General features: G+C 70.1%; 23 protein-coding genes. 13 read left to right on the forward strand and 10 right to left on the reverse strand.

What is annotated here, in order from left to right; translation table 11 throughout:
- Positions 1–15: 15 nt before the first annotated feature.
- The gene (locus tag C5H89_RS08970; protein ID WP_104106646.1) at positions 16–774 is read right to left on the reverse strand and encodes a hypothetical protein; all 759 of its coding nucleotides are present in this window, start codon (positions 772–774) and stop codon (positions 16–18) included.
- 233 nt (positions 775–1,007) lie between these two features.
- On the opposite strand from C5H89_RS08970, the gene C5H89_RS08975 reads away from it, so the two are divergent.
- Genes C5H89_RS08975 through C5H89_RS09000 form a run of 6 tightly spaced genes read left to right on the forward strand, consistent with a single transcriptional unit; the run spans position 1,008 to position 7,221 of the window.
- Complete coding sequence (locus C5H89_RS08975; RefSeq protein ID WP_104106647.1) at positions 1,008–1,850, forward strand: ABC transporter ATP-binding protein; 843 nt, start codon at positions 1,008–1,010, stop codon at positions 1,848–1,850.
- A 1-nt stretch (position 1,851) separates the two neighbouring features.
- The gene (locus tag C5H89_RS08980; RefSeq protein WP_158647992.1) at positions 1,852–2,751 is read left to right on the forward strand and encodes a branched-chain amino acid ABC transporter permease; all 900 of its coding nucleotides are present in this window, start codon (positions 1,852–1,854) and stop codon (positions 2,749–2,751) included.
- Positions 2,744–3,892, forward strand: a complete 1,149-nt coding sequence (locus C5H89_RS08985; RefSeq protein ID WP_104106648.1) for a branched-chain amino acid ABC transporter permease — start codon at positions 2,744–2,746, stop codon at positions 3,890–3,892. The genes C5H89_RS08980 and C5H89_RS08985 overlap by 8 nt, the downstream gene beginning before the upstream one ends.
- Before the next feature lie 59 nt (positions 3,893–3,951).
- A complete protein-coding gene (locus tag C5H89_RS08990) occupies positions 3,952–5,175 on the forward strand; it encodes an ABC transporter substrate-binding protein (protein WP_104106649.1) in 1,224 nt (407 codons plus the stop codon).
- A 36-nt stretch (positions 5,176–5,211) separates the two neighbouring features.
- Entirely contained in the window at positions 5,212–5,943 is a 732-nt protein-coding gene (locus C5H89_RS08995) for an ABC transporter ATP-binding protein (RefSeq protein WP_104106650.1), read from the forward strand.
- Between the two features lie 48 nt (positions 5,944–5,991).
- Complete coding sequence (locus tag C5H89_RS09000; RefSeq protein ID WP_104106651.1) at positions 5,992–7,221, forward strand: ABC transporter substrate-binding protein; 1,230 nt, start codon at positions 5,992–5,994, stop codon at positions 7,219–7,221.
- Positions 7,222–7,824: 603 nt separating this feature from the next.
- Here C5H89_RS09000 and dctP read toward each other — a convergent pair.
- The 4 genes from dctP to C5H89_RS09025 form a co-directional block, all read right to left on the reverse strand.
- Entirely contained in the window at positions 7,825–9,126 is a 1,302-nt protein-coding gene (gene dctP / locus C5H89_RS09010) for a TRAP transporter substrate-binding protein DctP (protein WP_104106653.1), read from the reverse strand.
- A 123-nt stretch (positions 9,127–9,249) separates the two neighbouring features.
- The gene (locus tag C5H89_RS09015; protein ID WP_104106654.1) at positions 9,250–10,740 is read right to left on the reverse strand and encodes a TRAP transporter large permease; all 1,491 of its coding nucleotides are present in this window, start codon (positions 10,738–10,740) and stop codon (positions 9,250–9,252) included.
- 1 nt (position 10,741) lies between these two features.
- On the reverse strand, positions 10,742–11,299 hold the full coding sequence (locus C5H89_RS09020) for a TRAP transporter small permease (RefSeq protein WP_104106655.1): 558 nt from the start codon (positions 11,297–11,299) through the stop codon (positions 10,742–10,744).
- Positions 11,296–13,083, reverse strand: coding sequence for an AMP-dependent synthetase/ligase (locus C5H89_RS09025; RefSeq protein ID WP_104106656.1), 1,788 nt, complete (start codon positions 13,081–13,083; stop codon positions 11,296–11,298). Before C5H89_RS09025 ends, C5H89_RS09020 begins: the two co-directional genes overlap by 4 nt.
- Before the next feature lie 222 nt (positions 13,084–13,305).
- On the opposite strand from C5H89_RS09025, the gene C5H89_RS09030 reads away from it, so the two are divergent.
- Both C5H89_RS09030 and C5H89_RS09035 read left to right on the forward strand, forming a co-directional pair.
- Entirely contained in the window at positions 13,306–14,337 is a 1,032-nt protein-coding gene (locus C5H89_RS09030) for an LLM class F420-dependent oxidoreductase (protein ID WP_104106657.1), read from the forward strand.
- Positions 14,334–15,113: an enoyl-CoA hydratase/isomerase family protein gene (locus C5H89_RS09035; RefSeq protein WP_104106658.1), complete on the forward strand. Its 780-nt coding sequence runs from the start codon at positions 14,334–14,336 to the stop codon at positions 15,111–15,113. Before C5H89_RS09030 ends, C5H89_RS09035 begins: the two co-directional genes overlap by 4 nt.
- Here C5H89_RS09035 and C5H89_RS09040 read toward each other — a convergent pair.
- Positions 15,100–15,792 (reverse strand): nitroreductase, encoded by a 693-nt coding sequence (locus C5H89_RS09040; protein ID WP_104106659.1) that lies wholly within the window; start codon positions 15,790–15,792, stop codon positions 15,100–15,102. The genes C5H89_RS09035 and C5H89_RS09040 overlap by 14 nt on opposite strands.
- The gene (locus C5H89_RS09045) at positions 15,792–17,705 is read right to left on the reverse strand and encodes an AMP-binding protein (protein ID WP_104106660.1); all 1,914 of its coding nucleotides are present in this window, start codon (positions 17,703–17,705) and stop codon (positions 15,792–15,794) included. The genes C5H89_RS09040 and C5H89_RS09045 overlap by 1 nt, the downstream gene beginning before the upstream one ends.
- Positions 17,706–17,850: 145 nt before the next feature.
- On the opposite strand from C5H89_RS09045, the gene C5H89_RS09050 reads away from it, so the two are divergent.
- Positions 17,851–18,870 (forward strand): LLM class F420-dependent oxidoreductase, encoded by a 1,020-nt coding sequence (locus tag C5H89_RS09050; protein WP_104106661.1) that lies wholly within the window; start codon positions 17,851–17,853, stop codon positions 18,868–18,870.
- Positions 18,867–20,465, forward strand: coding sequence for an AMP-binding protein (locus C5H89_RS09055; protein ID WP_104106662.1), 1,599 nt, complete (start codon positions 18,867–18,869; stop codon positions 20,463–20,465). Before C5H89_RS09050 ends, C5H89_RS09055 begins: the two co-directional genes overlap by 4 nt.
- A gap of 21 nt (positions 20,466–20,486) precedes the next feature.
- Here the strand turns inward: C5H89_RS09055 and C5H89_RS09060 are convergent, their stop codons facing one another.
- The 3 genes from C5H89_RS09060 to C5H89_RS09070 are packed head-to-tail and all read right to left on the reverse strand — an operon-like array spanning position 20,487 to position 23,222.
- Positions 20,487–20,894: a PaaI family thioesterase gene (locus C5H89_RS09060; RefSeq protein ID WP_104106663.1), complete on the reverse strand. Its 408-nt coding sequence runs from the start codon at positions 20,892–20,894 to the stop codon at positions 20,487–20,489.
- Between the two features lies 1 nt (position 20,895).
- Positions 20,896–21,720: an enoyl-CoA hydratase-related protein gene (locus C5H89_RS09065; RefSeq protein ID WP_104106664.1), complete on the reverse strand. Its 825-nt coding sequence runs from the start codon at positions 21,718–21,720 to the stop codon at positions 20,896–20,898.
- Between the two features lie 2 nt (positions 21,721–21,722).
- Positions 21,723–23,222 (reverse strand): AMP-binding protein, encoded by a 1,500-nt coding sequence (locus tag C5H89_RS09070; protein ID WP_162799297.1) that lies wholly within the window; start codon positions 23,220–23,222, stop codon positions 21,723–21,725.
- A 123-nt stretch (positions 23,223–23,345) separates the two neighbouring features.
- Between C5H89_RS09070 and C5H89_RS09075 the strand changes: the two genes are divergently transcribed.
- The 3 genes from C5H89_RS09075 to C5H89_RS09085 all read left to right on the forward strand — a co-directional run bounded on the left by C5H89_RS09075 (position 23,346) and on the right by C5H89_RS09085 (position 25,601).
- Positions 23,346–24,212, forward strand: coding sequence for a 3-hydroxyacyl-CoA dehydrogenase family protein (locus tag C5H89_RS09075; protein ID WP_205304935.1), 867 nt, complete (start codon positions 23,346–23,348; stop codon positions 24,210–24,212).
- Between the two features lie 158 nt (positions 24,213–24,370).
- A complete protein-coding gene (locus tag C5H89_RS09080) occupies positions 24,371–25,162 on the forward strand; it encodes an acyl-CoA thioesterase domain-containing protein (RefSeq protein WP_104106666.1) in 792 nt (263 codons plus the stop codon).
- A gap of 67 nt (positions 25,163–25,229) precedes the next feature.
- Positions 25,230–25,601 carry a nuclear transport factor 2 family protein gene (locus C5H89_RS09085; protein ID WP_104106667.1) on the forward strand — a complete coding sequence of 124 codons (372 nt, stop codon included), beginning with the start codon at positions 25,230–25,232 and terminating at the stop codon, positions 25,599–25,601.
- Positions 25,602–25,684: the final 83 nt, after the last annotated feature.

Here is a 25,684-nt window from a genome sequence, read left to right on the forward strand (position 1 = left end):
GCCGGAGCCGATAGCTCAGGCGGGGCGCTTGTCGTGCCCGGCGCGTTCGAGCACGTGGTAGCCCGCGAACTGCCCGGGGGCGAACGGAGAGGAGCGGACCGCGTCCTGCACGTCGGCACGGGCGAAGAACTCCTCGCCCCACTCCTGGTGGTCGAAGTAGATCTCCAGGTAGGAGACCCGCGAGGAGTCGCTGGCCGAGCGGGAGGTGATCCGCTGACCGGGTTCGCGCCCCTCGTCGTACTCGCTCTCGGCCAGCACCCGGTTGGCCACCATCAGTCGGGCGCCGTAGGCGTCCTCGAGGAGCTCGCGCAGTCGGTGCTGGACGACCTCGGCGGCCTCGTGGGCAGCCGCCTGGTCCAGACCCTCGGGCCGGTCCAGCACGATGACGTACTTGTCGCTGGTCAGCTGGCCGGAGCGCCGGTCCAGCCAGACGGACTCCTCGACGGCGAAGCCGCGGAGGTGGCTGAGGAAGCTCTCGTGGTCCTGGCTGAGAAAGCCCAGCATCGGGGGCGGGAAGCCGGCGTGCCCTCCGGGTCGCGACCGCATCGTGGCGAGGCGCCACTGGTCGGGCGCCTGGTGGAAGCCTCCCAGGAGGTCCCACTGACCCAGCATCAGGTTGGTGTGGTAGCTCACGATGTCGTCCATACGACGGATCTCGCGGACCGCCCAGGGGCTGTGCACCCGGAGGTAGTGCCGCTCGCACTGCTCGAGCGCGACCAGCGAGCTGGGCTGGAACGCAAGGATCCGCTTGTTCCACGGCTGCACCGCTGGCATTGCTCCCCCTCGATGACACCTGCTGGGCTCCGGCTGGAGGACTGGGGGTCCCGGCCGGCTCGCCACTCAGTGAACCCACCAACCGGATGGTTGTCAACGATCAGCAGAAATTGGGTAACTAACCAACCGTATGGTGGTTTAGGTGTTGCGTGCCTCACATCGGGTGTGCATATGATGCCCATCATTCGCCCTGTTTGGGGACCTGTTCGATACGTGGCATGAGGGGTTTGCCCATGACCGTCCGTCCCGCCGAGCCGGCAACGCCGGGCACTCGCGCACAGGACCGACCCGGGGACGTCGTGCTCGACGTCGACGGCGTCACGCTGCGCTACGGCGCCGTGACCGCGCTGGAGGACGTCAGCTTCACCGTGCGCTCGGGTGAGGTGGTGGCCCTGGTCGGCCCCAACGGCGCCGGCAAGACCTCGATGTTCAACTGCGTCAGCGCCTTCTCCCGGCCCACCGAGGGCTCGCTGCGCTACCGCGACATGGATCTGACCACGGCCAAGAGGCACACGATCGCCGCCGCCGGCGTCGGCCGGATGTTCCAGAACCTGTCGCTGTTCCCCGGCGCCACGGTGATGGAGAACGCCCTGGTCGGCCGGCACCCGCTGATGCGCTCCTCGATCGCCGGCAACCTGCTGCTGTGGCGGCGCTCGCGCCGCGAGGACCTCGAGCACCGTCAGGCCGTCGCCGAGGTGCTGCAGCTGCTCGACCTCTTCGAGCTGCGCAACACCGCTGTCGGCGACCTGCCGTACGGCACCCGCAAGCGGGTCGAGCTCGCCCGGGCGCTGGCCTCGGACCCGACCCTGCTGCTGATGGACGAGCCGGTGGCGGGCATGAATCCCACCGAGACCGCAGAGCTGACCCAGATCCTCGCCCGCATCCGTGCGGAGCGGGACCTGTCGATCCTGGTGGTCGAGCACGACATGGCCATGGTGATGGAGGTGGCGGACTGGATCACGGTCCTCGACTTCGGGCACGTCATCGCCGAGGGCCGCCCCGCAGACATCCAGAAGGACGCACGCGTGCGTGCCGCCTACCTCGGCAACTCAGCCCCAGCGACAACGGAGACATGACGTGCAAGAGCTGGTACAACTCATCGTCAGCGGGGCCTCGCTCGGCTGCGTCTACGCCTTGGTCGCCCTCGGGTTCGTCCTGATCTACAAGTCCACCGGGCACATCAACTTCGCCCAGGGCGACGTGATGGCGATGGGCGCCTTCCTCGTCTACTGGTTCGGACCGGGACGCTTCGGCCTCAACTTCGGCGTCGCGGCGCTGCTGGCCATCATCGGCACCGCCGCCTTCATGGTGCTGATCGAGCGCACCGTCGTACGACGGCTCAGCCACTTCTCGCACGAGGCGGTCATGATGGGCACGCTCGGGCTGGGCATCCTGATCCGGGCGGTGCTCGCCGCCTCCTTCGGCACCGACAAGCTCGGAATCGGTGACCCCTGGGGCTCCGACAGCGTCACGGTCGCCGGGGTCGCGCTCACCACCTCCAGCATCTTCGCCATCGCCGTCACCGGGATGATCGTGGGTGCCATGGCGATCTGGTTCCGTCGCAGCCGGACCGGGATCTCGATCACCGCGATGTCCCAGGACCCCGTGGCTGCCGCGGCCCTCGGCGTCAACACCCGCCGGATGACGATCGCCGTCTGGGCCACGGCCGGGGTGCTCGCCGTGCTGGCCGGCATCTTCCTCGCCGGCTACCCCCGAGCTATCGATCCGCACATGGGGCTCATCGCCCTCGCGGCCTTCCCCGGCGCGGTCCTCGGCGGCTTCGACTCCATCAACGGCGCGGTCGTCGGCGGGGTGTTCATCGGCATCATCCAGACGCTGGTCGCCGGCTACGAGGCCCCGTTCGCCGGGGTCATCGGCCAGAACTTCCACGTCATCGTGCCGTGGCTGGTCCTGGTGCTGGTCCTGCTCGTCCGCCCCCAGGGGCTCTTCGGAACGAAAAGAGTGATCCGTGCCTGAGACGACCTCCGAGCTGCCGGCACGCGCCGGCACCGCCACCACTCCGGTGAAGGCGCTGGCACCCTCCGAGCTCCGGGCCCAGGTCAACCTCCTGGGCACCCCGATGGCGCGAGTCGCGGCCGGGCTGACCCTCCTGCTCGCCGTCGGGCTGCTGGCCTCCGGCGACGCCAAGATGCTCTCGGTCGTCAACTTCGGCCTGATCGCCGCGGTCGCCGCCATCGGTCTCAACCTGGCCATGGGCACGACAGGCATCCTCTCCCTCGGGCACGCCGTCTTCGTCGGGTTCGGGGCCTTCACCGCGGCTGTGGCCGCGGACCACGGACTCCCCTACCCGGTGGCCGCGGTCCTGGCCATGCTGGTCGCCGCGATCGCCAGCCTGTCCATCGGGCCGCTGGCCCTGCGACTCTCCGGCCTCTACCTGGCTGTGGGCACGATCGGGATCGCCTACGTCGGGGAGCACCTGTTCGTGAACCTCCGCTCCCTGACCGGTGGTGGCGCCGGACGCATGGTGGAGTCTCCGATGCTGTTCGGCACCAAGCTCTCGGAGTCGGCCGGCCTGGCCGGACGCCTGGTCACCGGCGACATGAAGTGGTTCGTCCTGCTCAGCCTCATCACCCTGGTGGTGGGGGCCTGTGTGGCGACCCTGGGCCGGCTCCGTTGGGGACGTGCCTTCCGGGCGGTCCGCGACAACGAGAACTCGGCGGCTGCTGCCGGGATCGCGGTCAACCGGGTCCGGGTCACCGCCTTCGCCCTCTCGGCGGCGCTCGGCGGTCTCTCGGGCGCCCTGCTGGCCGGCTACCTGCGCTACCTCAACCCGGAGACCTTCGGGCTGGAGCAGTCGATCCAGTACATCGCCATGATCATCGTCGGCGGCCTGGGCTCGGTGAGCGGCGCCGTCATCGGGGGCCTGCTGATCATCGCACTGCCCACGATCCTCAACGAGGTGAGCTCCGCGCTGGGCCTGGTGGAACAGGCCAGCGGCACCTCGAGCAGCTTCAACACCGGCACCCTGGCGCTCATCGCCTACGGCCTCATCATCGTCGCGGTCATGTGCCTGGCTCCCAACGGCATCGCCGGGGGCCTCTCCCAGCTCGGGCGTCATCTCGGTGGAGGGCGCGCAAAACACGACAAGCAGCACTAGCCCCACCTCGGCAACCAGCCGGACATCCATCCAGAAACACCGTGAAGGGATCCACCCACATGCGAGACACACGCAAGCGAATCGCCGCCAGCCTGCTGGCGGTCGGCCTGCTCGGCACAGCCGGCTGCACCGCCGCCCCCGACGAGGGCAGCGACGCGGACGGCGGGCTCAAGACCGGCAACGGCGTCACCGACGACACCATCAGGATCCTGTCGCTGACCGACCTGTCCGGACCCGGCGCCGCCGGTGGCAAGCCGGTCCAGACCGGACTCGACGCCTACGTCGAGCAGCTCAACAAGGACGGTGGCATCGACGGCCGCAAGATCGAGCTGGAGACCGCCGACACCCAGTACGACCCCCAGAAGGCCGTGCAGTTCTACCAGGGCGCCCGCGACAACGTCGCTGCCGTCGTCTCCTACGGCACTCCCACGACGGACGCGATCCGGTCCTTCAGCCTGGACGACGACCTGCTCGCCCTGGCGTTCAAGGGGCCCTTCCCCGAGGAGAACAGCGTCGCCCAGGGCACGGCGTTCGAGGTGGACACCGCCAACCTGCTGACCTACATCTACGAGGAGCACCCGGACGCCAAGGTCGGGGTCCTCTACCAGGCGGACGCCGTCGGGGACGGCGTCAAGCGTGGGGTCGAGGCCGTGCTCGCCGAGACCGGCAACAAGACCGTGGCCGAGGCGAGCGTCGATGCCTCCAGCCAGGACCTCACCGCGCAGATCACCGCGATGCGCAAGGCCGGGGCCGACCACGTCCTCATGGGTCTGAGCCCGGGCACCACCATCGCCGCGGTCGGCGCCGTCTCGGCGCTCGACTACGACGCCACCCTGCTGTCGCCCGGAGTGGCGTACAGCAAGGCGCTCCTGGCCCTCCCGGTCGGTCCGACCATGGAGAAGCAGATGCTCATCACCTGCTCCTACCCCCAGTGGGACCAGGAGTCGGAGGGCAACGAGGCGTTCAAGGCCGCCCTCGGCGACACCGAGCCGAACGCGACCATCGTGCTGGGCTGGATCGCCGGCCGGATGCTGCACGAATTCCTCGAGACCGCGGTCGAGGACGGCGACCTGACGCCTGCCGGCATCATGAAGGCCGCCCAGCACAGCACCGTCCAGACGGACGGCCTGACGCCCGACATGACGTTCGGCAAGGAGATCAACGAGCGCACCCCCTTCCGGGAGTCCCAGGTCTGCTCCGTCAGCGATGACGGCGACGACGGCGTGACCGTGGTCAAGGACTGGTTCGAGAGCACCGCCGCCACCAACGTCGAGCTGCAGTGACCCGGTTGCCCACCAGCGAAGATCAGGAGCTGAGACGTGCTTGAGGTCAACGACCTGTCCGTGACCTACCCGGGAGGGGCAGTCGCCCTTCACGGGGTCACGCTCGCGGCCGAGACCGGCAAGGTCACCACGGTGCTCGGCGCCAACGGCGCCGGCAAGACCACGCTCCTCCGGGCGCTCGGCGGGCTGCTTCCGCAGTACCGCGCCGAGCGCTCGGGGACCATCCTGTTCGGCGGGGAGCGCGTGGAGACCCGCGCCCCTTGGGACCTGGTCCGCCTCGGGGTGGCCCAGGTCCTGGAGGGGCGCCACATCTTCACCGACCTCACCGTGCACGACAACCTCGTGGTGGGCGGCCAGGGACTGGACAAGCAGGAGCTCGCCACGGCGGTCGAGAAGGTGTACGCCGACTTCCCGGTGCTGGCCGACAAGTCCGACATGAGCGCGGGCTACCTGTCCGGCGGGGAGCAGCAGATGCTCGCCATCAGCCGGGCCACCCTCCGGCTGCCCAAGATGCTCATCCTCGACGAGCCGAGCCTCGGGCTCTCCCCGCTGATGATGGAGCGGATCGCCGAGGTCGTGGCCGGGATCGCGGCCCAGGGAGTCACGGTGCTGCTCGTGGAGCAGAACGCCTCCCTGGCTCTGTCGATCAGCGACCAGGCGGTCGTCCTGGCGTCGGGCCGCGTCGTCCTGAGCTGTCCGGCGAGCGAGCTCCTCGACGAGGAGCGGCTCTCCGCGGCCTACCTCGGCGGCCAGCAGCCGGTGGCCTGAGGACGCTCCACCGACCCAGCACCACCCGTCAACGAGCAGGAGCCCACCATGAGCAGAGCCCGCCCGACCCGCGCCGCCGCCCTCCTCGCCGTGGGGCTGTTCGCAGTCACGGCCTGCACCGCTGCCCCGGACGGTGACGGGAGCTCCTCGGACGGTGGTGTGAAGACGGGCAACGGAGTCACCGGCGACACGATCACCCTGCTCTCGCTCAACGACCTCTCCGGTCCCGCCGCCGCTGGCGGCAAGCCGATCCAGGCGGGCTTCGACGCCTACCTGGAGCGGGTCAACGCCGACGGCGGGATCGGTGGTCGCCAAGTGGTCGTGAAGACCGTGGACACCCAGTACGACCCCCAGAAGGCCGTACAGCTCTACCAGGGCAATCGCAACGAGATCGCCGCGCTGCTGAGCTACGGGACGCCGACCACGGACGCGATCCGGGCGTTCACCAGCGACGACCAGGTGCTGGCCCTGGGACTCAAGGGCCCCTTCCCGGAGAAGAACAGCTTCTCGATGGCTACCGCGGTCGAGGTGGACACCGCCAACCTCTTGACCCACGTGCTCGAGGAGGATCCCGACGCGCGCATCGGCGCCATCCTCCAGGCAGACGCCATGGGAGAGGCGGTGAAGCGAGGCGTCGACGCCGTCAGCGACACCGTCGGTGTCGAGCTGGTGGCCGAGACCTCCGCGGACTCCACCAGCCAGGAGCTCACGGCGCAGGTCACCGCCATGCGCAAGGCCGGGGCCGACCACATCCTGCTGGGCATGGGGCCTGGCGGCCTCTTGGCCACCGCCGGAGCGCTGTCCTCCCTCAACTACGACGCGCAGATCCTCTCCCCCGGGGTCGCGTACACCAAGTCGCTCATGGAGCTTCCGATCGCCGCCACCCTGGAGGAGCAGCTGCTGTCCACCTGCTCCTACCCCTTGTGGGACCAGGAGAGCGAGGGCAACACCGAGTTCAAGGAAGCGCTCGACCCGTCCCTGCCTGCGCACGGCTCCTACGTCAACGGATGGCTGGCGGCCAAGGTGCTCCTGACGTTCGTCGAGAACGCGATCGAGCAGGGTGACGCCACTCCCGCCGGCATCATCGAGGCAGCCCAGGGTTCCACGGTCGACACGCTGGGTCTCACCCCGAACATGACCTTCGGCGAGAGCATCGACGAGCGCACGGCGTACCGGCAGACCCAGCTGTGCACCGTCAGCAACGACGCCGACGACGGCTTCACGCTGGCCAAGGGCTGGTTCGAGAGCGAAGCAGGCAACGCCGTCAAGCTGCAGTGAGCTCCTGAGCGACGATCCGCAGCGGCTCGCAAGGGCCGCTGCGGATCGGCCGGTGCTGAGGCTCTCGCGCGGGCCTCGCCCTGGTTCACCGCACGCGTTGGCGGCCAGCGCATCCGATCGGCCAAGCGCGCCAGGACCGGCATTCGCGTGGCCATCATGACGATGCCGTAGCCCACTGGCGCCCCACCGCGTGGAAGAAGAAGTCGCTTATCGGCGACGTGACCACCGTCGAGGAAGTGGTCGCTGAAGAACTGGGGAGTCTCGGTCAGCAGACTGAGCAGCACCCCGAGACTCGCCACCCGCCACAGCGAGCGGGTTCCGGCGATCAGGGGCAGCAGGACGCCCAACGGGATGAAGACCAGGACATTCTGGGTCGCGTCACTGGGCTCGTAGTCGACGAACAGAGTCACGCTGATCGACGACGACCACGGTGGCGTGCCAGGCGCCGCAGCTGCAGGCGCAGACGGCCACCTCGCCGAACAACATCGTGCACACTCCTCTTCACCAGCGCCGGCGGACCACCGTCGATGGCGCGGGTCCTGAGACAGCGCAGCCCCGCCCCGCGAGCGTGTCGCGGGACGGGGCCGAGGTGCAGAGCAGAGGTCAGCTGGGGCGACGCTCCCCCATCGCCTCGTCGAAGAGCTTGGCGAGGAACTCGTCGAACACGTCGAGGTCCTTGTCGTTCTCCTCGTACCAGGTCACGAACTCCTCCGGCGTCATCTCCGGGTCGAAGCCGAGGTCGGTGGTGACCACGTCGCGCCACTGCTTCATGTTCTCCATGGAGCCGTCGACGAACGCCGCGGGGTCGTCCACGCCGGCGAGCTCCTTGCGGCTCTCCTCCAGCAGACCCTCGTTGGCGGTCTCGAGGGCGCTCACCACGTCGTCGTCGAAGAGGCCGAGCTCACCGTCGTACTTCTTGGTGGACTCCACCGTCTCGGTGATCGCGTTGAGGGTGGCCCCGATCTGCTCCTTGACGAACACGTCGAGGCGGTCGTGCAGCAGCTGCTGCGCGGCGAGCGGCAGGTCGCCCCACACGTCCTGGTTGATGACCATGGAGCCCACGCCGCCGGCGAACCCGGCAGACGGAGCGATCTTGGCGTTCGGCGCGATCTCGAAGATGCCGGTCAGCGCGGCGGTCAGCGGGTTGGCGACAGTGCAGTCCACCACGCCGCGCTGCAGCGCCTCGAACATCTCGGAGAGGTCGACGCTGGTGCCCTCCATGCCCAGCGCCTTGAACTGAGCCGCGTGCAGGCGGGCTCCCATCCGGCTGGTCACGCCCTTGAAGTCCGCCAGCGAGGAGCGCGGCTCCGCGCAGAACAGCGCGTCCGGGCCCAGGGAGTAGACCGGGAGCAGGGGGTGCAGGCCGATGGCCTCGTACTCGTCGAGGATCTCCTCCGACGCGTTCGAGGTCTCCAGCGACCAGCCCAGCAGCTGCAGCACTCCGACCAGCGGCGTCTGGTCGGCGGAGATGCTGAGGTCGATCAGCGCGTTGGTCGCCGGCAGCTCGTCGGGCTGGTACGCCGGGATGGTGTAGGACATGTCGAGACGACCGTCCGCCACCGCGTCGCTGACCTCCACCGGCGGGGCGACGGAGTAGGCGTAGTTGGTCTCGAACTCGATCTTGCCGCCGGACCAGTCGCTCACCGCCTCCTGGTAGGCCTCGAAGTAGGCGCTGGTCACCGTCCCCTGGGCGCCGGCGGTCTGGGTGATGATGGTGATCGGGTCGATCTCCTCGAAGGCCGCCTGGTACTCCTCCTTGGAGGCGCCCGCGGCGACGCTCTCGCCCTCGGCACCCTTGCTGTCGCTGTCACCGCCGCAGGCGGAGAGGGTCAGGGTGGCCGCGAGTGCGAGCACCCCGAGGGACTTGGGGTTCCACTTCGTGGAGCGGGTCAAGCTTCTGGACATGTGGCTTCCTGTTCTGGAGGTCGAGCGCACCCGGAAGGGGTACGCCGTGGCGGTGGATGGATCAGCTGTCTGGACGACCCGAGTCGAGACGTTCCTGAGGGCGCGCGTGCCGGAGCCGGTTCATCACCCCCCGGTGTGGTCCGGGATGTAGGTGGCGATCTCCGGGAAGACGATGAGGATCACGACGATGAGGATCGAGGCGGGCATCATCCACGCGATGGCGACGAAGACGTCGCGCAGCGAGATGTCGGTCCCGCGGTTGACCGCGGGGTCCTTGGTGATGTTGTGGATGATGTAGGCCAGGATCCCGACCGGTGGGGTGAGGACGGCCAGCTCACCCATGAAGACCACGAAGACGCCGAACCACAGCAGCGAGATGTCGAGGATCTCCAGGGTGGGGATCAGGATCGGCACCGTCAGCAGCATCATCGCCAGGGGGTCCAGGAACATCCCCATGATCAGATAGATGAGGGTCATCAGGAGCAGGAACTGCCAGGACGGCAGCTCCATGTCGATGATCCACTCACCGATCCCCCGGGTGACCCCGGACAGGGTGAGCATCCGCGAGAACATCGTGGCGCCGATGATGAGGAAGAAGATCGCGCCGGTGGACGCCACGGTGCTCACCGAGGCCTGTCCGATGGCGGCGAACGGCTTGTCGTTGCGCTTGTAGAACAGGGTGAGCAGCATCGCCACCAGCGCCGCCACCGCGCCGGCCTCGGTGACGGTGAGCGTGCCGCTGTAGATGCCCCCGATGATGATGCCGATCAGCACGGGGATCGACCAGGCGCCCCCGAGGCTGCGCCAGCGGTCGGCCCAGGTGGTGCGAGGCTTCGCCGCCACGTCCCCGGTGACGTTGGTCAGGCGCGGGAAGACCATGCTCATGCCGGCGATCACGACGGCGAAGACCAGGGCGACCAGGACGCCCGGACCGACGCCGGCCATCAGCTGGGGCCCGACCGGGACCTCGGCGATCCCGGCGTAGATGACCAGCATGATGCTCGGCGGGATCAGCTGCCCCGGCAGCCCCGAGACCGCCACGGCGAGGATCGCGAGCCGCTTGTCGTAGCCGGCCCTGATCATCTCCGGGACCCCGACCCGGGCCAGGGCGTACGTCGTGGCGATGGACGAGCCGCTGACCGCGGAGAGCCCGGCTCCGGCGAAGTTGGTGCCGATGGCGAGACCGCCCGGCAGCCAGCCCAGCCAGTCGCGCCCGGTGTCGTAGACCCGCGTGGTGATGCCCGACTGCCACAGCAGCAGTCCCATGAGGACGAACATCGGGATGACGCTCAGGGTCCACGTGGCGGTGGAGTTGTAGGGGAGGTCGGTGAGGCCGCTCTTCATCGCCGGGAAGCCGCGCAGCGCCAGGGTCCCCAGGAGTCCGGGGACCATCAGCGCCACCGCGACGGGGGCCTTGATGAAGATCAGGCCGAGCATCATCACGATGGCCAGGAGCCCGACGATCTCGCGTTCGACGTCGGCGAACATGCCCGCAGCCGGGACCAGGACGCTGACCAGGAGTGCGGCCAGGATGAGCCAGCCGCGCCGCTCGCTGGCCCCGGTGGGTGCGTCGGAGGCCGGCTCGGCGCCGACCGGGGTGATCAGATCGGTCATGTCAGGACTCCTCGGCAGTGGTGCCGCTGGACGAGGGCTTGGCCAGCCCCGCGCGCACGGACCGGAACAGGTCGACGGCGAGCCACACCGAGAACAGGGCGAACCCGACAGGTGCTGCGAAGGTGGCGGGCCAGATGGTGATGCCACTGACGCCGGCGGTGCGTCCCAGGTCCATGCTCTCCAGCGCCATCTCGGCGGTGTAGTAGGTCAGCGCCACGGCCAGGGCCAGGGTGAGCAGGTCAGTCCCGGCCTGGACGAAGGGCTGCGCCCGAGCGGGGATGTGGTCGAAGAGCAGGCGTGCCTCGATGTGCTCCTTGTTGCGCTGGGCGGTGACGATCCCGACGAAGGCCACGATCGGCAGGTACCAGAACTGCGTGTACTCCAGCGTCCCGTGCACGGGGCTGCTGCGGAACGTGCGCGACAGCGCGTTGACGGTGACGTGCAGCATCATCGCGATCGTGACGAAGGCGGCGGCGCCGGCCAGGATCCGGCTGAACCAGTCACCGGTCGGGGGCGGGTCCTCCAGGGCGTTGATCTCTGCCTCTGCGTTGACGCTCATGCGTACAACCTCTCGATGGTCTCGGAGTGCATGCGCGCGATCTCGCCACGGCGCATCTTGGACGTGGGAGTGAGCTCGGCCGAGCCGGGCACCCACTCCACGGGGAGCACGTGGAACCGCTTGACCTGCTCGGGACGGTTGAGCCGGGCGTTGCCCGCGTCCACGCCCTCCTGCACCGCCTGCAGCAGCTCCGGTGACTGGCTGAGGTCGGCCAAGCCGTCGAACCGGAGGCCTCGCTGCCGCGCCCACGTGAAGGCGTGCTCGGAGTCCAGGACCACCAGGGCCACGTTGTAGGGGCGGGCGTCGCCCAGGCACATCACCTGGTTGATCAGCGGGGTGGCGCTGATGATGGCGGACTCGACGGTGACGGGTGAGATGTTCTTGCCGCTGGAGCTGATCAGGATCTCCTTCTTGCGGCCGATCACCTTGAGGTAGCCGTCCGCGTCGACCTCCCCCAGGTCGCCGGTGTGCAACCAGCCCTCGCCGTCGATCGCCTGGGCGGTCTCGGCGGGTCGGTTGTGGTAGCCCACCATCAGCGTCGGGCCACGCAGCAGGATCTCGCCGTCGCCCGCGATGGCCAGCTCCATGTGCGGACCGGGGCGTCCCACGGTGCCGATCCGGATCGTGTCGACCGTGGCGGCAGTGCCGCCGGCCCCGCTCTCGGTCAGGCCGTAGACCTCGCCCATGGGGATCCCGACGGCGTGGAAGAACTCCATCAGCGGACCCGGATTGGGCGCCGTGGCGACGATGGCGATCCTCAGGTCGTCCAGGCCCACCTCCTGGCGCCAGGGCTTGAACACCAGGGTCCGTGCCTCCAGGGAGGCCGCCAGCACGTCGTCGGGCACCGTCCTGCCGGCCTGCTCCAGGCGCACCTGCTCCAGGCTGGCGTCCAGCCCTGCCCTGACCCGGGCCTGCTCTGCCTCGTCCAACCCAAGCAGCCACGTCTCGAAGGTCGCTCGGAGCTTCTCGAAGACGCGAGGCGGACCGTAGAAGTAGCCGGGCCGGATGGCCGGGACGAGGTCCGCGACCTTGCGGGGGTCTGCCACGGTGACGGCCTCGAAGCCCTGCACCACGGTCATGCAGTAGCCGCCGGTCCGCTCACCGATGTGGGCGGTGGGCAGCCACGACACGATGGTGGTGCCCGCGGGCACCCGGACGCTGCGCAGCGTCGAGTCGGCGGCGTGCATCAGGTTGCGGTGCGAGATCAGCGCCCCCTTGGGCGTGCCCGTAGTACCGCTGGTGTAGATCATCGTCAGCAGGTCGTCCGGCTCCGGCTCGGGTACGGCGTCCAGGTCGACGTCCGCGCCGGCGCCGTGCACCGCGGCCTGATCGAGCCACCCCTCACCGGGGTCAGCGTCCAGCAGCACGCGCACGGCCGGCAGGGCCACCCTCGACAGCGTGGCCACCAGAGCGTGCTCGGCCACCACGGCCCGGGCGTCGGAGTCCTTGAGCGAGTAGGCGTTCTGCTCGGGCGAGGAGGAGGCGTAGAGGGAGAACGGGACCGCGCCGATCCGGACCAGGGCCAGGTCCACGGCGAAGAACTCCGGGCGGTTGCTCAGCAGCAGGGCGACCTTGTCGCCGCGGCGCACCCCGAGACCGGCGAAGCCCGCCGCCCACCGGTCGACGGCGGCGGCCAGCTCGGACCAGGTGTAGCTCAGGCGGCCGTCGTGCGAGCGCACGGCCGTGGCGTCGGGACGGGTCGCCACCGTGCGCGCCAGAGCGGCGGTCAGGGTCGGGGCGAGCTCCAACGGGACGTAGTCCTCGTGGTCGTTCGGTACAGGCATGGGTCTCCTCGTGCTGGTGCCGCCCGGACGGGCGGCAGCCCGGCGCCCGACCCGCGGATGACAGCCACTGCGGATCGAAAACCATGACGCACATCACATGATCAACCAACCGTTTGGTGCCGTCAAGGGCTGTCCAGACCCGAGTTCGCACCCCGCCCGCACCCTTGCCAACCCAACAACCGATTGGTAGTTTCAGGGCAAACCCGACCCCCAAGGATGTGCATGAAGCTCTCGACCGCCCTCGACTACGCCGGTGACCCCCGAGCCGCCGCCGACTCCGTCCGCGCCCTGGAGCAGGCGGGCCTGGACACCGTCTGGGTGGCGGAGGCCTACGGGTTCGACGCCCCCAGCCTGATGGGCTATCTGGCGGCCCGCACCGAGACGGTGGAGATCGGCTCCGCGATCATGAACATCTACTCCCGCACCGCCACCGCGCTGGGCCAGACCGCTGCCGGACTGGACAACGTGAGCGGGGGCCGCACGATCCTGGGGCTCGGCGCCTCGGGCCCCCAGGTCATCGAGGGCTGGCACGGCGTCGCCTACGAGAAGCCCGTCGCGCGGATGCGCGAGGTCGTCGACATCATCCGGCGGGTGCTGCGTCGGGAGGTGATCGAGAACGACGGCCTGATCAAGCTTCCCCTCCCCCAGGGCGAGGGCACGGGTCTGGCCAAGCCGCTCAAGCTGCTCAACCGGCCCGGGCGCTCAGCCGTGCCGATCTACGTCGCGGCGCTGGGTCCCCGCAGCGTCGAGGGCACCGCGGAGTACGCGGACGGGTGGATCCCGACCATGTTCGTCCCCGAGCGGGCCGGCAGGGTCTGGGGAGACTCGCTGGCAGCCGGGACCGCCCGGCGTACCGAGGGCCTGGCGCCGCTCGAGGTCGTCGCCGGCGGGCTGGTGGCGATCGGCGACGACGTCAAGGGCTGCCTGGACCTGGCCCGGCCGATGTTCGCGCTCTACATCGGCGGCATGGGCGCTCGGGACAAGAACTTCTACAACGACCTGGTCAGCCAGCTCGGCTGGGCCGAGGAGGCCCGGGAGATCCAGGACCTCTACCTCGCCGGGCACAAGAAGGAGGCCGAGGCCCGCGTGCCGCTGGACCTGCTCGAGGCGACCAACCTGGTCGGCCCGCGGGACTACGTGCTCGACCGCATCGCGGCCTACCGCGAGGCGGGGGTGACGAACCTGATGATCAAGCCCGCGGGCGACGACCCGGTGGCGACCGTGCGCGAGATGCGGGACCTCGTCGACCGATGACGGCGCACCCCGAGGCGGCGCCACTGGTGCTGCTCTCCGTGGCGGGCGGCGTGGCGACGGTGACGCTGAACCGTCCCGCCCGGCTCAACGCGCTGCTGCCGCAGACGTTCGCCGAGCTCCGTGCCCATCTGGACGCCCTGACGAGCCGGAGCGACGTGACCTGCCTGGTGCTCACCGGGTCCGGACGGTCGTTCTGCGCCGGGCTCGACCTCGACGCCATCGACCCTGACGTGGACCCGGACGTCGAACCGGCAGGCCACGAGGCGGCCGAGACCATCGACCTGCTCGAGTCCTTCCCGTTCCCCACGATCGCCAAGATCGCCGGGCACTGCCTGACCGGCGGCCTGGAGCTGGCGCTAGCCTGCGACCTGCTGGTCTGCGCCGACGACGCCTCCTTCGGCGACACCCACGGACGCTGGGGCCTGGTGCCGGCATGGGGGCTGTCGGTCCGGCTGCCGGAGCGGGTCGGGCGCTCCCGAGCGCGCGAGCTGAGCTTCACCGGCCGCATCGTGGCCGGCAGCGCGGCCGCCGCGATCGGTCTGGCGGACCGCAGCGTCCCGCCGGACCAGCTCGACGACGCCGTCGCGGAGCTCGCCGGCGAGATCGCCAGCGGCTCCCGGGACAGCAACCGGATCTACAAGTCCCTGTACGCCGAGCGCGGCAGCACCGAGCGCACCCGCGCACTGGCCTTCGAGCGCAGCCTGCCCTACGGCCTGCCCGCCGACCTGCGCGCCCGACTGGCACCCCGCACCGGCGAGCCTCCTACCGGGTCCTGAAGTCGACCGCGACCTCGACGGGGGCCCTGGTGGTCCGGAACGCGTTGGCCAGGTGGGCGGGGTCCTCGTAGCCGAAGGAGACCGCGCACACCGTCATCCGGTCCTCGGTGAGACCCAGGTGCTCCCGCACGCCGTCGGAGTACATGGCGATCGCGGCCTGCGCCACCGAGGCCAGACCGAGCGACCTGGCAGCCAGCATCAAGGTGCCCACGTAGCCGCCGCAGTCCACGGCGCCGTACACGCCTTGGTCGCGGTCGGTGGTGATCACCGCGACGTGCGGGGCGCCGAAGAACGAGAAGTTCCGCCCCGCCTGCTCGGCCCGGGCAGCCCTGTCCTCGCGGGCGATGCCGAGGCTCTCGTAGAGCGCGAAGCCGCTCTCCTTGCGCCGCTCGTCGTACACCCCGGCGTACTTGGCGGGAATCTCGAAGTCCGAGCGCGGAGGGTGGCTCGCGGTGTAGTCGGACAGCGCCGCGGCGAACCGGGAGGTGGCCTCCCCGGAGGTGACCGTGACCTGCCAGGGCTGGGTGTTGCACCACGAGGCCGTGCGCTGGGCCAGCTCGAACAGCCGGTTCAGGGTGTCCGGGGGCACCAGGTCGGGCAGGTAGCCACGGCAGCTGTAGCGCTCGTCGAGCAGCTGGGTGAGGGCCTGCTGGGTCTGGCTCCCGGGGAGCGTCGTCATCAGTTCTGTCCCTTGATCATCGGCACCACGGCCGCGGTGTCGTACCAGGTGGAGATGGACTTCAGCAGCCCGTCCTGCACGTCGATGAAGTCGGCCGCCGGGAAGGTCAGCCGGGTGCCGTCCAGCTTGACGACGGTGGCGGTGATCTCGACCGCGACCAGGTCACCCTGGACCAGGATGCGGGTCGGCCGGTCCTCGTGGCCGCCCTCCCGGTACTGCAGCAGGATGGCCTGGTAGAGCTTGACCACCTGGTCCACGCCGGAGGCGGACATCAGGTCGCCGTGCCGGATCGTGACCTCGGGGTGGAGCACGGAGGCCAGGGTGGTCCAGTCGCGGGTGTTGACCGCGTCGAAGTACTTCGTCACCAGGGCCCGGTGCCCCTCGGCGGAGGGGGCGTCGGCGGGCGGGGCGGCACCAGGAGCATCCGCCACCTCCCGGCGCAGCTCGCGGCGCAGGATCTTGCCGTTGGCGCTGCGCGGCAGGGAGGCGGTGCGCACCAGGATCTGGCTCGGCACCTTGTAGCCGGCGAGCTGGACCCGCAGCCGCGACTCGATGAGCTCCGGGGTCAGGGTCTCGTCGGCGGTCACCACGAAGGCGATCGGCGTCTCCCCCCACTTCTCGTGCGGCGCACCCACAACCGAGCACTCCAGGACACCGGGAACGTCCTCCAGGACGCGCTCGATCTCCGCGGGGAAGACGTTGATGCCGCCGGTGATGATCATGTCCTTGAGGCGGTCCACGATGTAGAGGAAGCCGTCCTCGTCCTGGGTGGCGATGTCACCGGTGGCCAGCCACCCGTCGTGCAGGGTGGCGGGGTCGGGGGCGCCGTTGCGCCAGTAGCCGGCCATCACCGCGGGACCGCGGAGCCAGAGCTCGCCGGACTCCCCCACCGGGCACTCGACCCCCATCGGGTCCACAACCTTGGCCTCCATCCGCATCATCGGACGGCCGATCGACCCGGGCTTGCGGTCGATGTCCTCGGGACGCAGCGCGGTCGCGACGCCGGAGGACTCGGTGAGCCCGTAGCCCTGGGAGAGCAGGATGCCGTGGGACCGGAGTCGGGCCATCAGCTCGGGGGTGACCATCGCCCCGCCGGCCGAGACCGTGGACAGGGTGTCCACCCGGGTCTTGTCGATGTCGGGGTGGTTCACGATGGCCTGCCACAGCGCGGGGACCGACATGAAGACCGTGATGCCGTCCTCCTCGAACCTGCGCAGGGCGCGACCGGGGTCGAAGGCGGCGTCGACCACGGTCATGCCGCCGGCCACCATGGTGGCCATCCAGGAGGCGAGCAGGCCGGCGGAGAAGGCCAGGGGGTACGGCACGTAGGTCCGCGTGTCCCGGGACCAGGCGTCGTTGACGATCCGGTCGTGGGCCATCGCGTAGATGCTCTGGTGGGTGATGACGACGCCCTTGGGACGCCCGGTGGTGCCGGAGGAGTAGAGGATCACCGCGACGTCGGAGAAGTCCCGGACCGTACGCGCCCGGACCGCGTCCGCGGCCGGGGGCGCCTGGACCTCGTCCGGGACGAGGGTCTCCACCGAGCACCGCCCGCGTACGGCGGCGGCCTGCTCGACGTGGTGAGGGTCGTGCAGGAGCAACTGGGCACCCGCGTCCAGCAGCTGCTCTGCCATCTCGCGGGGGTGCAGGCGGAAGTTGATCGGCACCAGGACCGCACCCGCAGCCAGGACGGCCAGTGCCGAGACGCAGAACTGCCGGGAGTTGAGCATGAGCAGGCCGACCCGGTCGCCCGGCTGCACCCCGCGGGCGGCCAGGACGGCGGCGCCGGCCTCGGCACCGCGGACCAGCAGCGTCCAACTGAGGTCCCCGTCGTCGTCGCGCACCGCGACGGCCTCGGGGGTGAACCTCGACCAGTAGGCCGGAGCGTCGAAGATGTCCACAGGTCCACCCATCTATCGGATTGCGCGTGACGACATCCTACGCCTACCAAACGGATGGTTGCCAAGCCCTGTGACGCCGGACATAATCACCCTGTGCGCCCAGGCAGTCCAGCACCGACCCGAGGGCCGCACGACGACTGGAACGAGGAGCGTAACGATGGGGCATGACCTGAAGCTGGGCCTGGGGCTGGGCTACTGGGCGAAGCAGCCCGACGACGCCACCGAGGCGGTGCTCGCCGCGGAGGAGGTCGGGTTCGACTCCGTGTGGGCAGGCGAGGCCTACGGCTCGGACGCGCTGACCCCCCTGACCTGGTACGCCGCCCGGACCACGCGGATCAAGATCGGCACCTCGATCATCCAGCTCGACGCCCGCACCCCGGCGAACGCGGCCATGGCCGCAATGACGCTGGACGCCTTGAGCCAGGGCCGGCTGATGCTCGGGCTGGGGGTTTCCGGGCCGCAGATCGTCGAGGGTTGGTACGGCCGCCCGTTCCCCAAGCCGCTGGCGCGCACCCGGGAGTACGTCGAGATCATGCGCCGGATCTGGGACCGTGAGGAGCCGTTGACGCACGAGGGCGAGTTCTTCCCTCTCCCCCATCCCGGCGGCGCCGGGCTCGGCAAGCCGCTGCGCCTGATCACCGAGCCCTTCCGCCCCCGGGTCCCGGTCTACCTCGGAGCCCAGGGCCCGAAGAACGTGGCCCTCGCCGTGGAGATCGGCGACGGCTGGCTGCCGGCCTTCGTGCACGTCGACAAGTTCGAGGAGATGTACGGCGACGCGCTGGTCGATCGGCGCCCCGACCTGGACATCGTGGCGAGCGTCAACACGTTCGTCGACGACGACCTGAAGGCCGCGTTCCGCCGCGCCAAGGAGCCGCTGGCCTGGTACGTCGGTGGCATGGGCGCCAAGGGTGCGAACTTCCACTACGACGCCGTCACCCGCGCCGGGTTCGGCGCGGAGGCCGAGCGGATCCAGGAGCTCTTCCTGGCCGGCCGTCGGGACGAGGCGGTCGACGCGGTCCCCGACGAGCTCGTCGACGGCACCTCCCTGATCGGGTCCCCCAAGCGGATCAAGGAGCGCCTGGAACGCTGGCAACGCTCGGAGGTCAACACCGTGGTGATGATGGGACTGCGCGACACCGCGGACATCCGCGCCCTGGCGAAGGAGATCGACCTGTGAGCACCACCACCGACTCGGCGACGCCGCCCAGCGCCGCCCCCCGCACCGCCTCCGACCTCCGGTTCCGGCCGGGCGTCGCCGCGTGGATCACCCGGCATGCCGACCGGACGCCGGACAAGCCGGCCATCATCACCTCCGAACGCACGCTCTCCTACGCCGACCTCGAGCGACGCACCTGGCAGGTCGCCGACGCGCTCCGCCAGCTGGGCGTCTCGCGGGGGGACCGAGTGGCGGTGCTGCACGAGAACCACGCGGAGTTCATGCCCGCCACGCTGGGCATCCTGCGTCTGGGCGCCGTCTACGTGCCCCTCAACCTGCGGCTGGCCGCCCCCGAGATGGCGGCGCTGGTCGCGGACAGCGAACCGGTGGCCCTCATCACCACCAGCGGCTACCGCGACCAGGCGGCCCTCTTCGCCCGGGCGAACCCCGCCCTGTCGACGTTCTTCACCGACGTCGCGCCCGAGGACTTCCCGGGCCGGGTCGCGACGTGGCCGCAGCCGGACCAGGTGGTGACGCCCTTCGCCGTCGAGGAGTTCGACGACGACTCCGCCGCAGGGCTCTTCTACACCTCCGGGACCACGGGACTGCCCAAGGGCGCGATCATCACCCACGGCAACATCCGGTCGGTGGCAACCTCCCTGGCCGTCGACATCGGCTTCACCGGCCAGGACCGGCCCCTGGTCTCGCTACCCATCAGCGTCTCCGGGGCGATGCTGGCCGGGGTGCTGCCCTTCCTGCACCTCGGCTGCACCCTGCGGCTGCTGGAGCAGGGCACCCCGGAGGCGATCGCCGCAGCGATCCGCGACCACCGGCCCACCTACATGGCCAGCGTCCCCACGGTCTTCAAGTCGCTGCTGGACCACCCCTCCTTCACCGACCTGGACCTGACCTGCTTCAACCGGGTCCTCTCGGCCGCCGCGCCGATGCCGGTCTCGCTGATCGAGCGCTTCCAGGCCCGCGGGCTGTCGGTCTTCGTGCAGGGCTACGGACTGACCGAGTCGTGCGGCTTCTCCACCTACCTGATGCCCGAGGACGCGGTGCGCAAGGCCGGCTCCATCGGCAAGTCCCTGCTCTACAGCGACGTCCGGGTCTTCCGCGACGAGCTCGAGGCAGCCCCCGGTGAGATCGGCGAGATCCGGGTCTCCGGACCCTCCGTCATGGCCGGCTACTGGCGGCGCCCGGACGAGCGCCCCGTGGTCGACGGCTGGCTGTGCACCGGGGACCTGGGGTACGCCGACGAGGAGGGCTACCTCTACGTCACCGGCCGGCTCAAGGACATGATCGTGACCGGCGGGTTCAACGTCTACCCGGCCGAGGTGGAGAACGTCATCTACCAGCTGCCCGAGGTCGCCGAGGCCGCGGTGATCGGCGTACCGGACGACCACTGGGGCGAGCGGGTCGTCGCGGTGGTGCGCCCGCACCCCGGCACCGACCTGGACGAGGCGGCCGTGCTCGCCGCGTGCGCCCAGAGCCTGGCGGACTACAAGCGGCCCAAGGAGGTCCTGCTGGTCCGCTCGTCGTTCCCGATCAACGCCACCGGCAAGGTGATGAAGGCGCAGCTCCGGGAGTCGCTGGTGGCCGGCACGCTGGCCTGACCGGCCAGCGACTGACAGCGGTCAGCCGACCTCGAGCGGCTGGTCGCGCAGCATCCAGGTGCCGGTCGCGGCGGCGCACAGCCGCCCGGTGCCGTCGAAGACCTTCACCTGCGGCACGCAGGTGCGGCGTCCGCGCCGCAGGATCTCCACCTCGACCCGGAGCGGCCCGATCCGCGCCGGGGCCAGGAAGTGCACGCTCAAGTCCCCGGTCGCCGAGTCCTGGCCGGTCGCCCCGGTCACCGCGATCCCCGCGGCGACGTCGGCAGCCCCGGCGATCACCGCGCCCGAGACGTGACCGTCCGGGTTCCGGTGGCAGTCCTGGACGTGCACCTCCACGAGGGCTCCGTCGGACCTCACCTCCACGCACCGCAGGCCGAGCAGCTCACTGATCGGCAGGGAGTTGAACCAGCCGACCAGCTCGTCGGACACCTCAGTGGTCCCGGAACGTCGGCGTACGGCGCTCGGAGAACGCCCTCGTCGCCTCGCGGAAGTCGTCGGTGGAGGTCATCATGATCTGGGTCCGGTTCTCGACCTCGATCATCTGCTCCAGCGAGACGCCGTCCCGCGAGAGGTTCAGCAGCGACTTCGTCATCCGGGTGGTGAACGGTGCCAGCTCGCACATCTCGGCAGCCAGCCCCAGGGCAGCCTCCATCCCGTCGCCGGGCGCCACGAGGCGACTGAGGAGGCCGAGGTCCAGCGCCTCCTCGGCACCGACGTCCCGCCCGGTCAGCAGCACCTCGGCGGCCTTCTCGAAGCCGATGATGCGCGGCAGCAGCCAGGAGGACCCCATGTCTCCTCCGGAGGCGCCCAGCTTGACGAACGCCGGGTTGAACCGGGCGCCCGGCTCGCCGACGCGGACGTCGGAGGCGCAGGCGATCGACAGCCCACCCCCGACGGCCACCCCGTGCACCACCGAGATCACCGGCTGCGGGATCTTGCGGAGCTTGGTGACCAGCCGACCCACAGCCTCCTGCAGGCCGTACATCGTCTGTACCCGTCCGACGTCCGGCACCCACTCCTCGCCGGCGGCGACAGCGTGCAGGTCCATGCCGGCACAGAAGGCGCGTCCGGCGCCGGCGATCACCACCACCCGGTGCTCGTAGTCGTAGAGCAGGTCGTCGAGGATCTCGTGGAACCGGCGGAGCAGGCCGTGGGACAGCGCGTTGAGCCGGTCGGGCCGGTTCAGCGTCAGCACGGTGACGGCGCCGTGGTGCTCCACGGTGATCGAGTCGGTGTCCACCTCAGGCGAGCTCATGGCTACTCGGCCACGTCGGAGCGGAGCTCGCGCTTGAGGATCTTGCCGCTCATCCCGCGCGGCAGCGGCTCGGCGCGCAGGATCAGGCGGCGCGGCTGCTTGTAGCGGGCCAGCTGGTCCTTGGCGAACTCGTTCAGCGAGGCGATGTCCAGGTCCGGGTTGGAGCTGACCACGCAGGCGACCGGGGTCTCCCCCCACTCCGCGTCGGGTACGCCGATCACGGCCACCTCGAGCACGTCGGGGTGGGCGGAGAGCACGGACTCGACCTCGGCCGGGTAGATGTTGATGCCCCCGGAGATGATCATGTCCTTGGAGCGGTCCACGATGCGGAAGTAGCCGTCCTCGTCGACGGTGGCGACATCGCCTGTGTGCAGCCAGCCGTCGCGGAGCGTCTTCTCGGTGGAGGCGGGATCCCGCCAGTACTCCTTCATCACGCAGGAGCCGGCCAGCAGCAGCTCGCCCGGCTCGCCGGGTGCCGCAGGGTCGCCGTTGAGGTCGACGACCTTGGCCTCCTGGCCCATCAGCGGGATGCCCACCGAGCCGAGGCGGTCGATGGCCTCGTGCGCCTGGAGCTCCAGGTTGAGGCCGGAGCCCTCGGTCAGCCCGTAGGCGTTCACCATGCCCACACCGCGGGACTGGTAGAGCCGGATGAGGTGCTCGGGCACCGCGCTGCCGCCGGACTTCACGATCCGCAGGCCACTGAGGTCGCGGTCGCCGAAGTCGGGGTCCGCCGCGAGCCGCTCCAGGACCAGCGGCACCACCCCGATGAACGAGACGCTGTTGTTCTCGATGTCGTCGAGCACCTGGGAGGGCACCAGCTCCTGCCGGATCACCACCGAGCCGCCGCAGTACATCATCGGCACCGCGAAGGAGACCCCCGCGCCGGTGAAGGCCAGCGGGACGGTGACGATGGCGCGGTCGCGGTAGGTCAGCCCGTCGATGGCGCTGGCGCTGACGGCGACCCCGGTCATGTTGCCCTGGGTGAGCACCGCACCACGGGAGCGTCCGGTGGTGCCGCTGGTGTAGCAGATCATGGCCGGGTCGGAGGCGACGATGTCGAGCTCCGCACGCTGGTAGCCGTGCTCCCGGAGCGCGTCCAGCGCCCTGCCCTGGTCCGGCGGGGTGCCGACGAAGAAGATGCGCGAGGCTCCGACGAGCTCCTCCAGCGGGCCGAGCACGTCGACGAACGACGGGTCGGTGACCACCGCGGCGAGCTCCGCGTCACCGGCGGCCTCGCGCAGCTCCCGTGCGGTGAGCAGCGGGTTGAGGGGGACGAAGATGACGCCCAGCCGTGAGCAGGCCAGCAGCACCTCGAAGTGCTCCGGGGTGTTGCGGACCAGGATGCCCAGGCGGTCGCCCTTCCGCAGCCCCTCCTGCAGCAGCCCCGCTGCGAGCTGCGCACAGCTGTCCTCCAGCTGCCCCCAGGTCACGTCGCGACCCTCGAAGATCAACGCCGGTCGATCCGCCCCGAACCGCGCCCAGTAACTGGCCCAACTACTCATCCCTGACATGTTGAGGAAACTACCAATCGGTTGGTATGTTGTAAAGACTTGACCCACCCACGAGGTGAGTTCCACCACACCGACTCCCGGTGCGGACCCGAATATCGAAGGGGCACAACACACATGACGATCAACAAGGTGATGGTGGTCGGCGGCGGCGGCCAGATGGGCAACGGCATCGGCCAGGTCGCGGCCGTGGCCGGGCTCGACGTGACGCTCGTCGACATCTCGCAGGAGGACCTCGACCGCGGCCTGCGCCGCATCGACAAGAGCCTGGAGCGCATGGTCCGCAAGGGCGAGCTGACCGACGCCGAGGCGAAGGCGGCCCGCGAGCGCATCGGGACCAGCACCGACCTGGAGGCCACCGGCGCCGAGACCGACCACGCCATCGAGTCGATCATCGAGGACGTCGAGCTCAAGCAGGACGTGTTCCGCCGGCTCGACGCCGTCTGCCGCCCCGAGGTGATCCTGGCCTCCAACACCTCGCAGTTCGCGATCTCCAAGATCGCCAGCGCGACCAACCGCCCCGACCGAGTGATCGGCACCCACTGGTTCAACCCGCCGCCGGTGATGCGGCTGATCGAGATCGTGCGCGGCGTCGAGACCAGCGACGAGACGCTGGAGACGATCCAGCAGCTCGCCAAGCGCTTCGGCAAGGAGACGATCGTCTGTGAGAAGGACACCCAGGGGTTCCTCACCTCGCGCCTGATCATGATCCTGGTCGTCGAGGCCATGCGGATCGTCGAGGAGGGCGTCGCCACGCCCGAGGACGTCAACCGCGCCTGCCAGCTCGCCTTCAACCACGCGATGGGCCCGCTCGCCACCGCAGACATGGGCGGGCTCGACACCTTCGTCAAGGCGTCCGAGGCCATGACCCACCACTTCGGTGACCGCTTCCGCCCCACCCAGGGCCTGCGCGCGCTGGTCAACGCCGGCCACTACGGCTACAAGACCGGTCGCGGCTTCAGCGAGTACGGCGAGGCTCGCTAGTAGTGGCCGACCGCTCGAGCGCCGTCCCTGCGACGGCTCGACCGGCTGGCCAGGCAGCACCTGCGGCAACGGAGGGCCGCGCACGACAGGCGTACGACGCCGTCTGCGCGGCCCTCCGCCCCGTCCCGCAGGGCGCCTCCTCCTTCCTCGGCGCACCGATGCCGGTCCAGTGGGGGGTGCCCTTCGGGGGCCTGCTGGTGGCCCAGGCGCTGGCCGCCGCGACGGCCACCTCCGCTCCGGACCTCTGGCCGCGCAGCCTGCACGCCTACTTCGTGGGGGTCGGCAGCGACGAGGAGCCGGTCGACCTCCGGGTCACCGAGGTGGCCGACTCCAAGGCCACCGCCTGGCGTTCGGTGGACGTGTCGCAGGGCGGACGGCTGCTGCTGCGCGCCGAGGCGATGTTCTCCCGGGACCGGCCGGGTCCGGACCACGCACGGACGATGCCGCAGGTGCCCGCCCCCGAGGGCCTCACCAACGTCGGGGTGGACCTGGCGCCGTATCCCGGCACCTTCACGCCCTGGGGGCTCGACTCCGCCTTCGACCTGCGCCACGTGGACGCGCCGCCGCGGGTGGCCGCCGAGGTGACCGGACCTGGCGAGGCCACCTCGAGGGTGTGGCTCAAGGCGGGGGGCGCCGATCCTGGCGACCCGAGGCTGGCGGCCGCCCTGCTGGCCTACGCCAGCGACATGTGCATGCTCGACGCCTGTCTCCGACCCGCCGGGCTGTGGTTCGGCGACGGATCGGCGAGCGGCCTCACGCTGGACCACAGCATGTGGTTCCACGCACCGGCACGGGTCGACGACTGGCTGCTGCTGGACCTGCACTCCCCCGCCATGCGCGGCGGCCGCGGCCTCGGCGTGGCCGACCTCTACGCCCGTGACGGTGAGCTGCTGTGCTCCGTGGCGCAGCTGGGCTCCATCCGCCCGCAGCGACCCGCGACGCCCGGCTGAGCACCCATCCGGCTGAGCACCACCCGCCCGACCCAGCCCCGACACCACACCACTCAGGAGACACGCGATGAGCACCCAGGACCTTCTCGACCAGTACTTCGACTCCGTCAACAACCACAAGTGGGACCAGCTGAGCGAGCTCTTCCACCCCGACGTCACCATCCAGCACGGCATGAGCCTGTCCACGACGGGACGGGACCGGGCGGTCAGGCTGCTGACGGCCGTCGTCGGTCAGTTCGCCACCCACGAGGACATCCCGGTCCGCACACTGGTCGACGGCAACGTCGCCGCCATCGAGATCAAGTTCGAGGGCACCAAGCCCGACGGGACCGCCCTGGAGTTCGACGCCGTCGACTTCATCGACACCGACGGCACCCACATCACCAAGGTGGCCTCCTGGTACGACACCGCCGTCGTGCTGCCGATGATCAAGGGCTGACCTCGGCTCGCAGCACGCACCAGGCACCACTCACCAGGCACAGACAAGAGCCGCAGCCGGACCCGAGGGTCCGGCTGCGGCTC

Source organism: Nocardioides sp. 616, from assembly GCF_002930065.1.
Classification (GTDB): Bacteria; Actinomycetota; Actinomycetes; order Propionibacteriales; family Nocardioidaceae; genus Nocardioides; species Nocardioides houyundeii.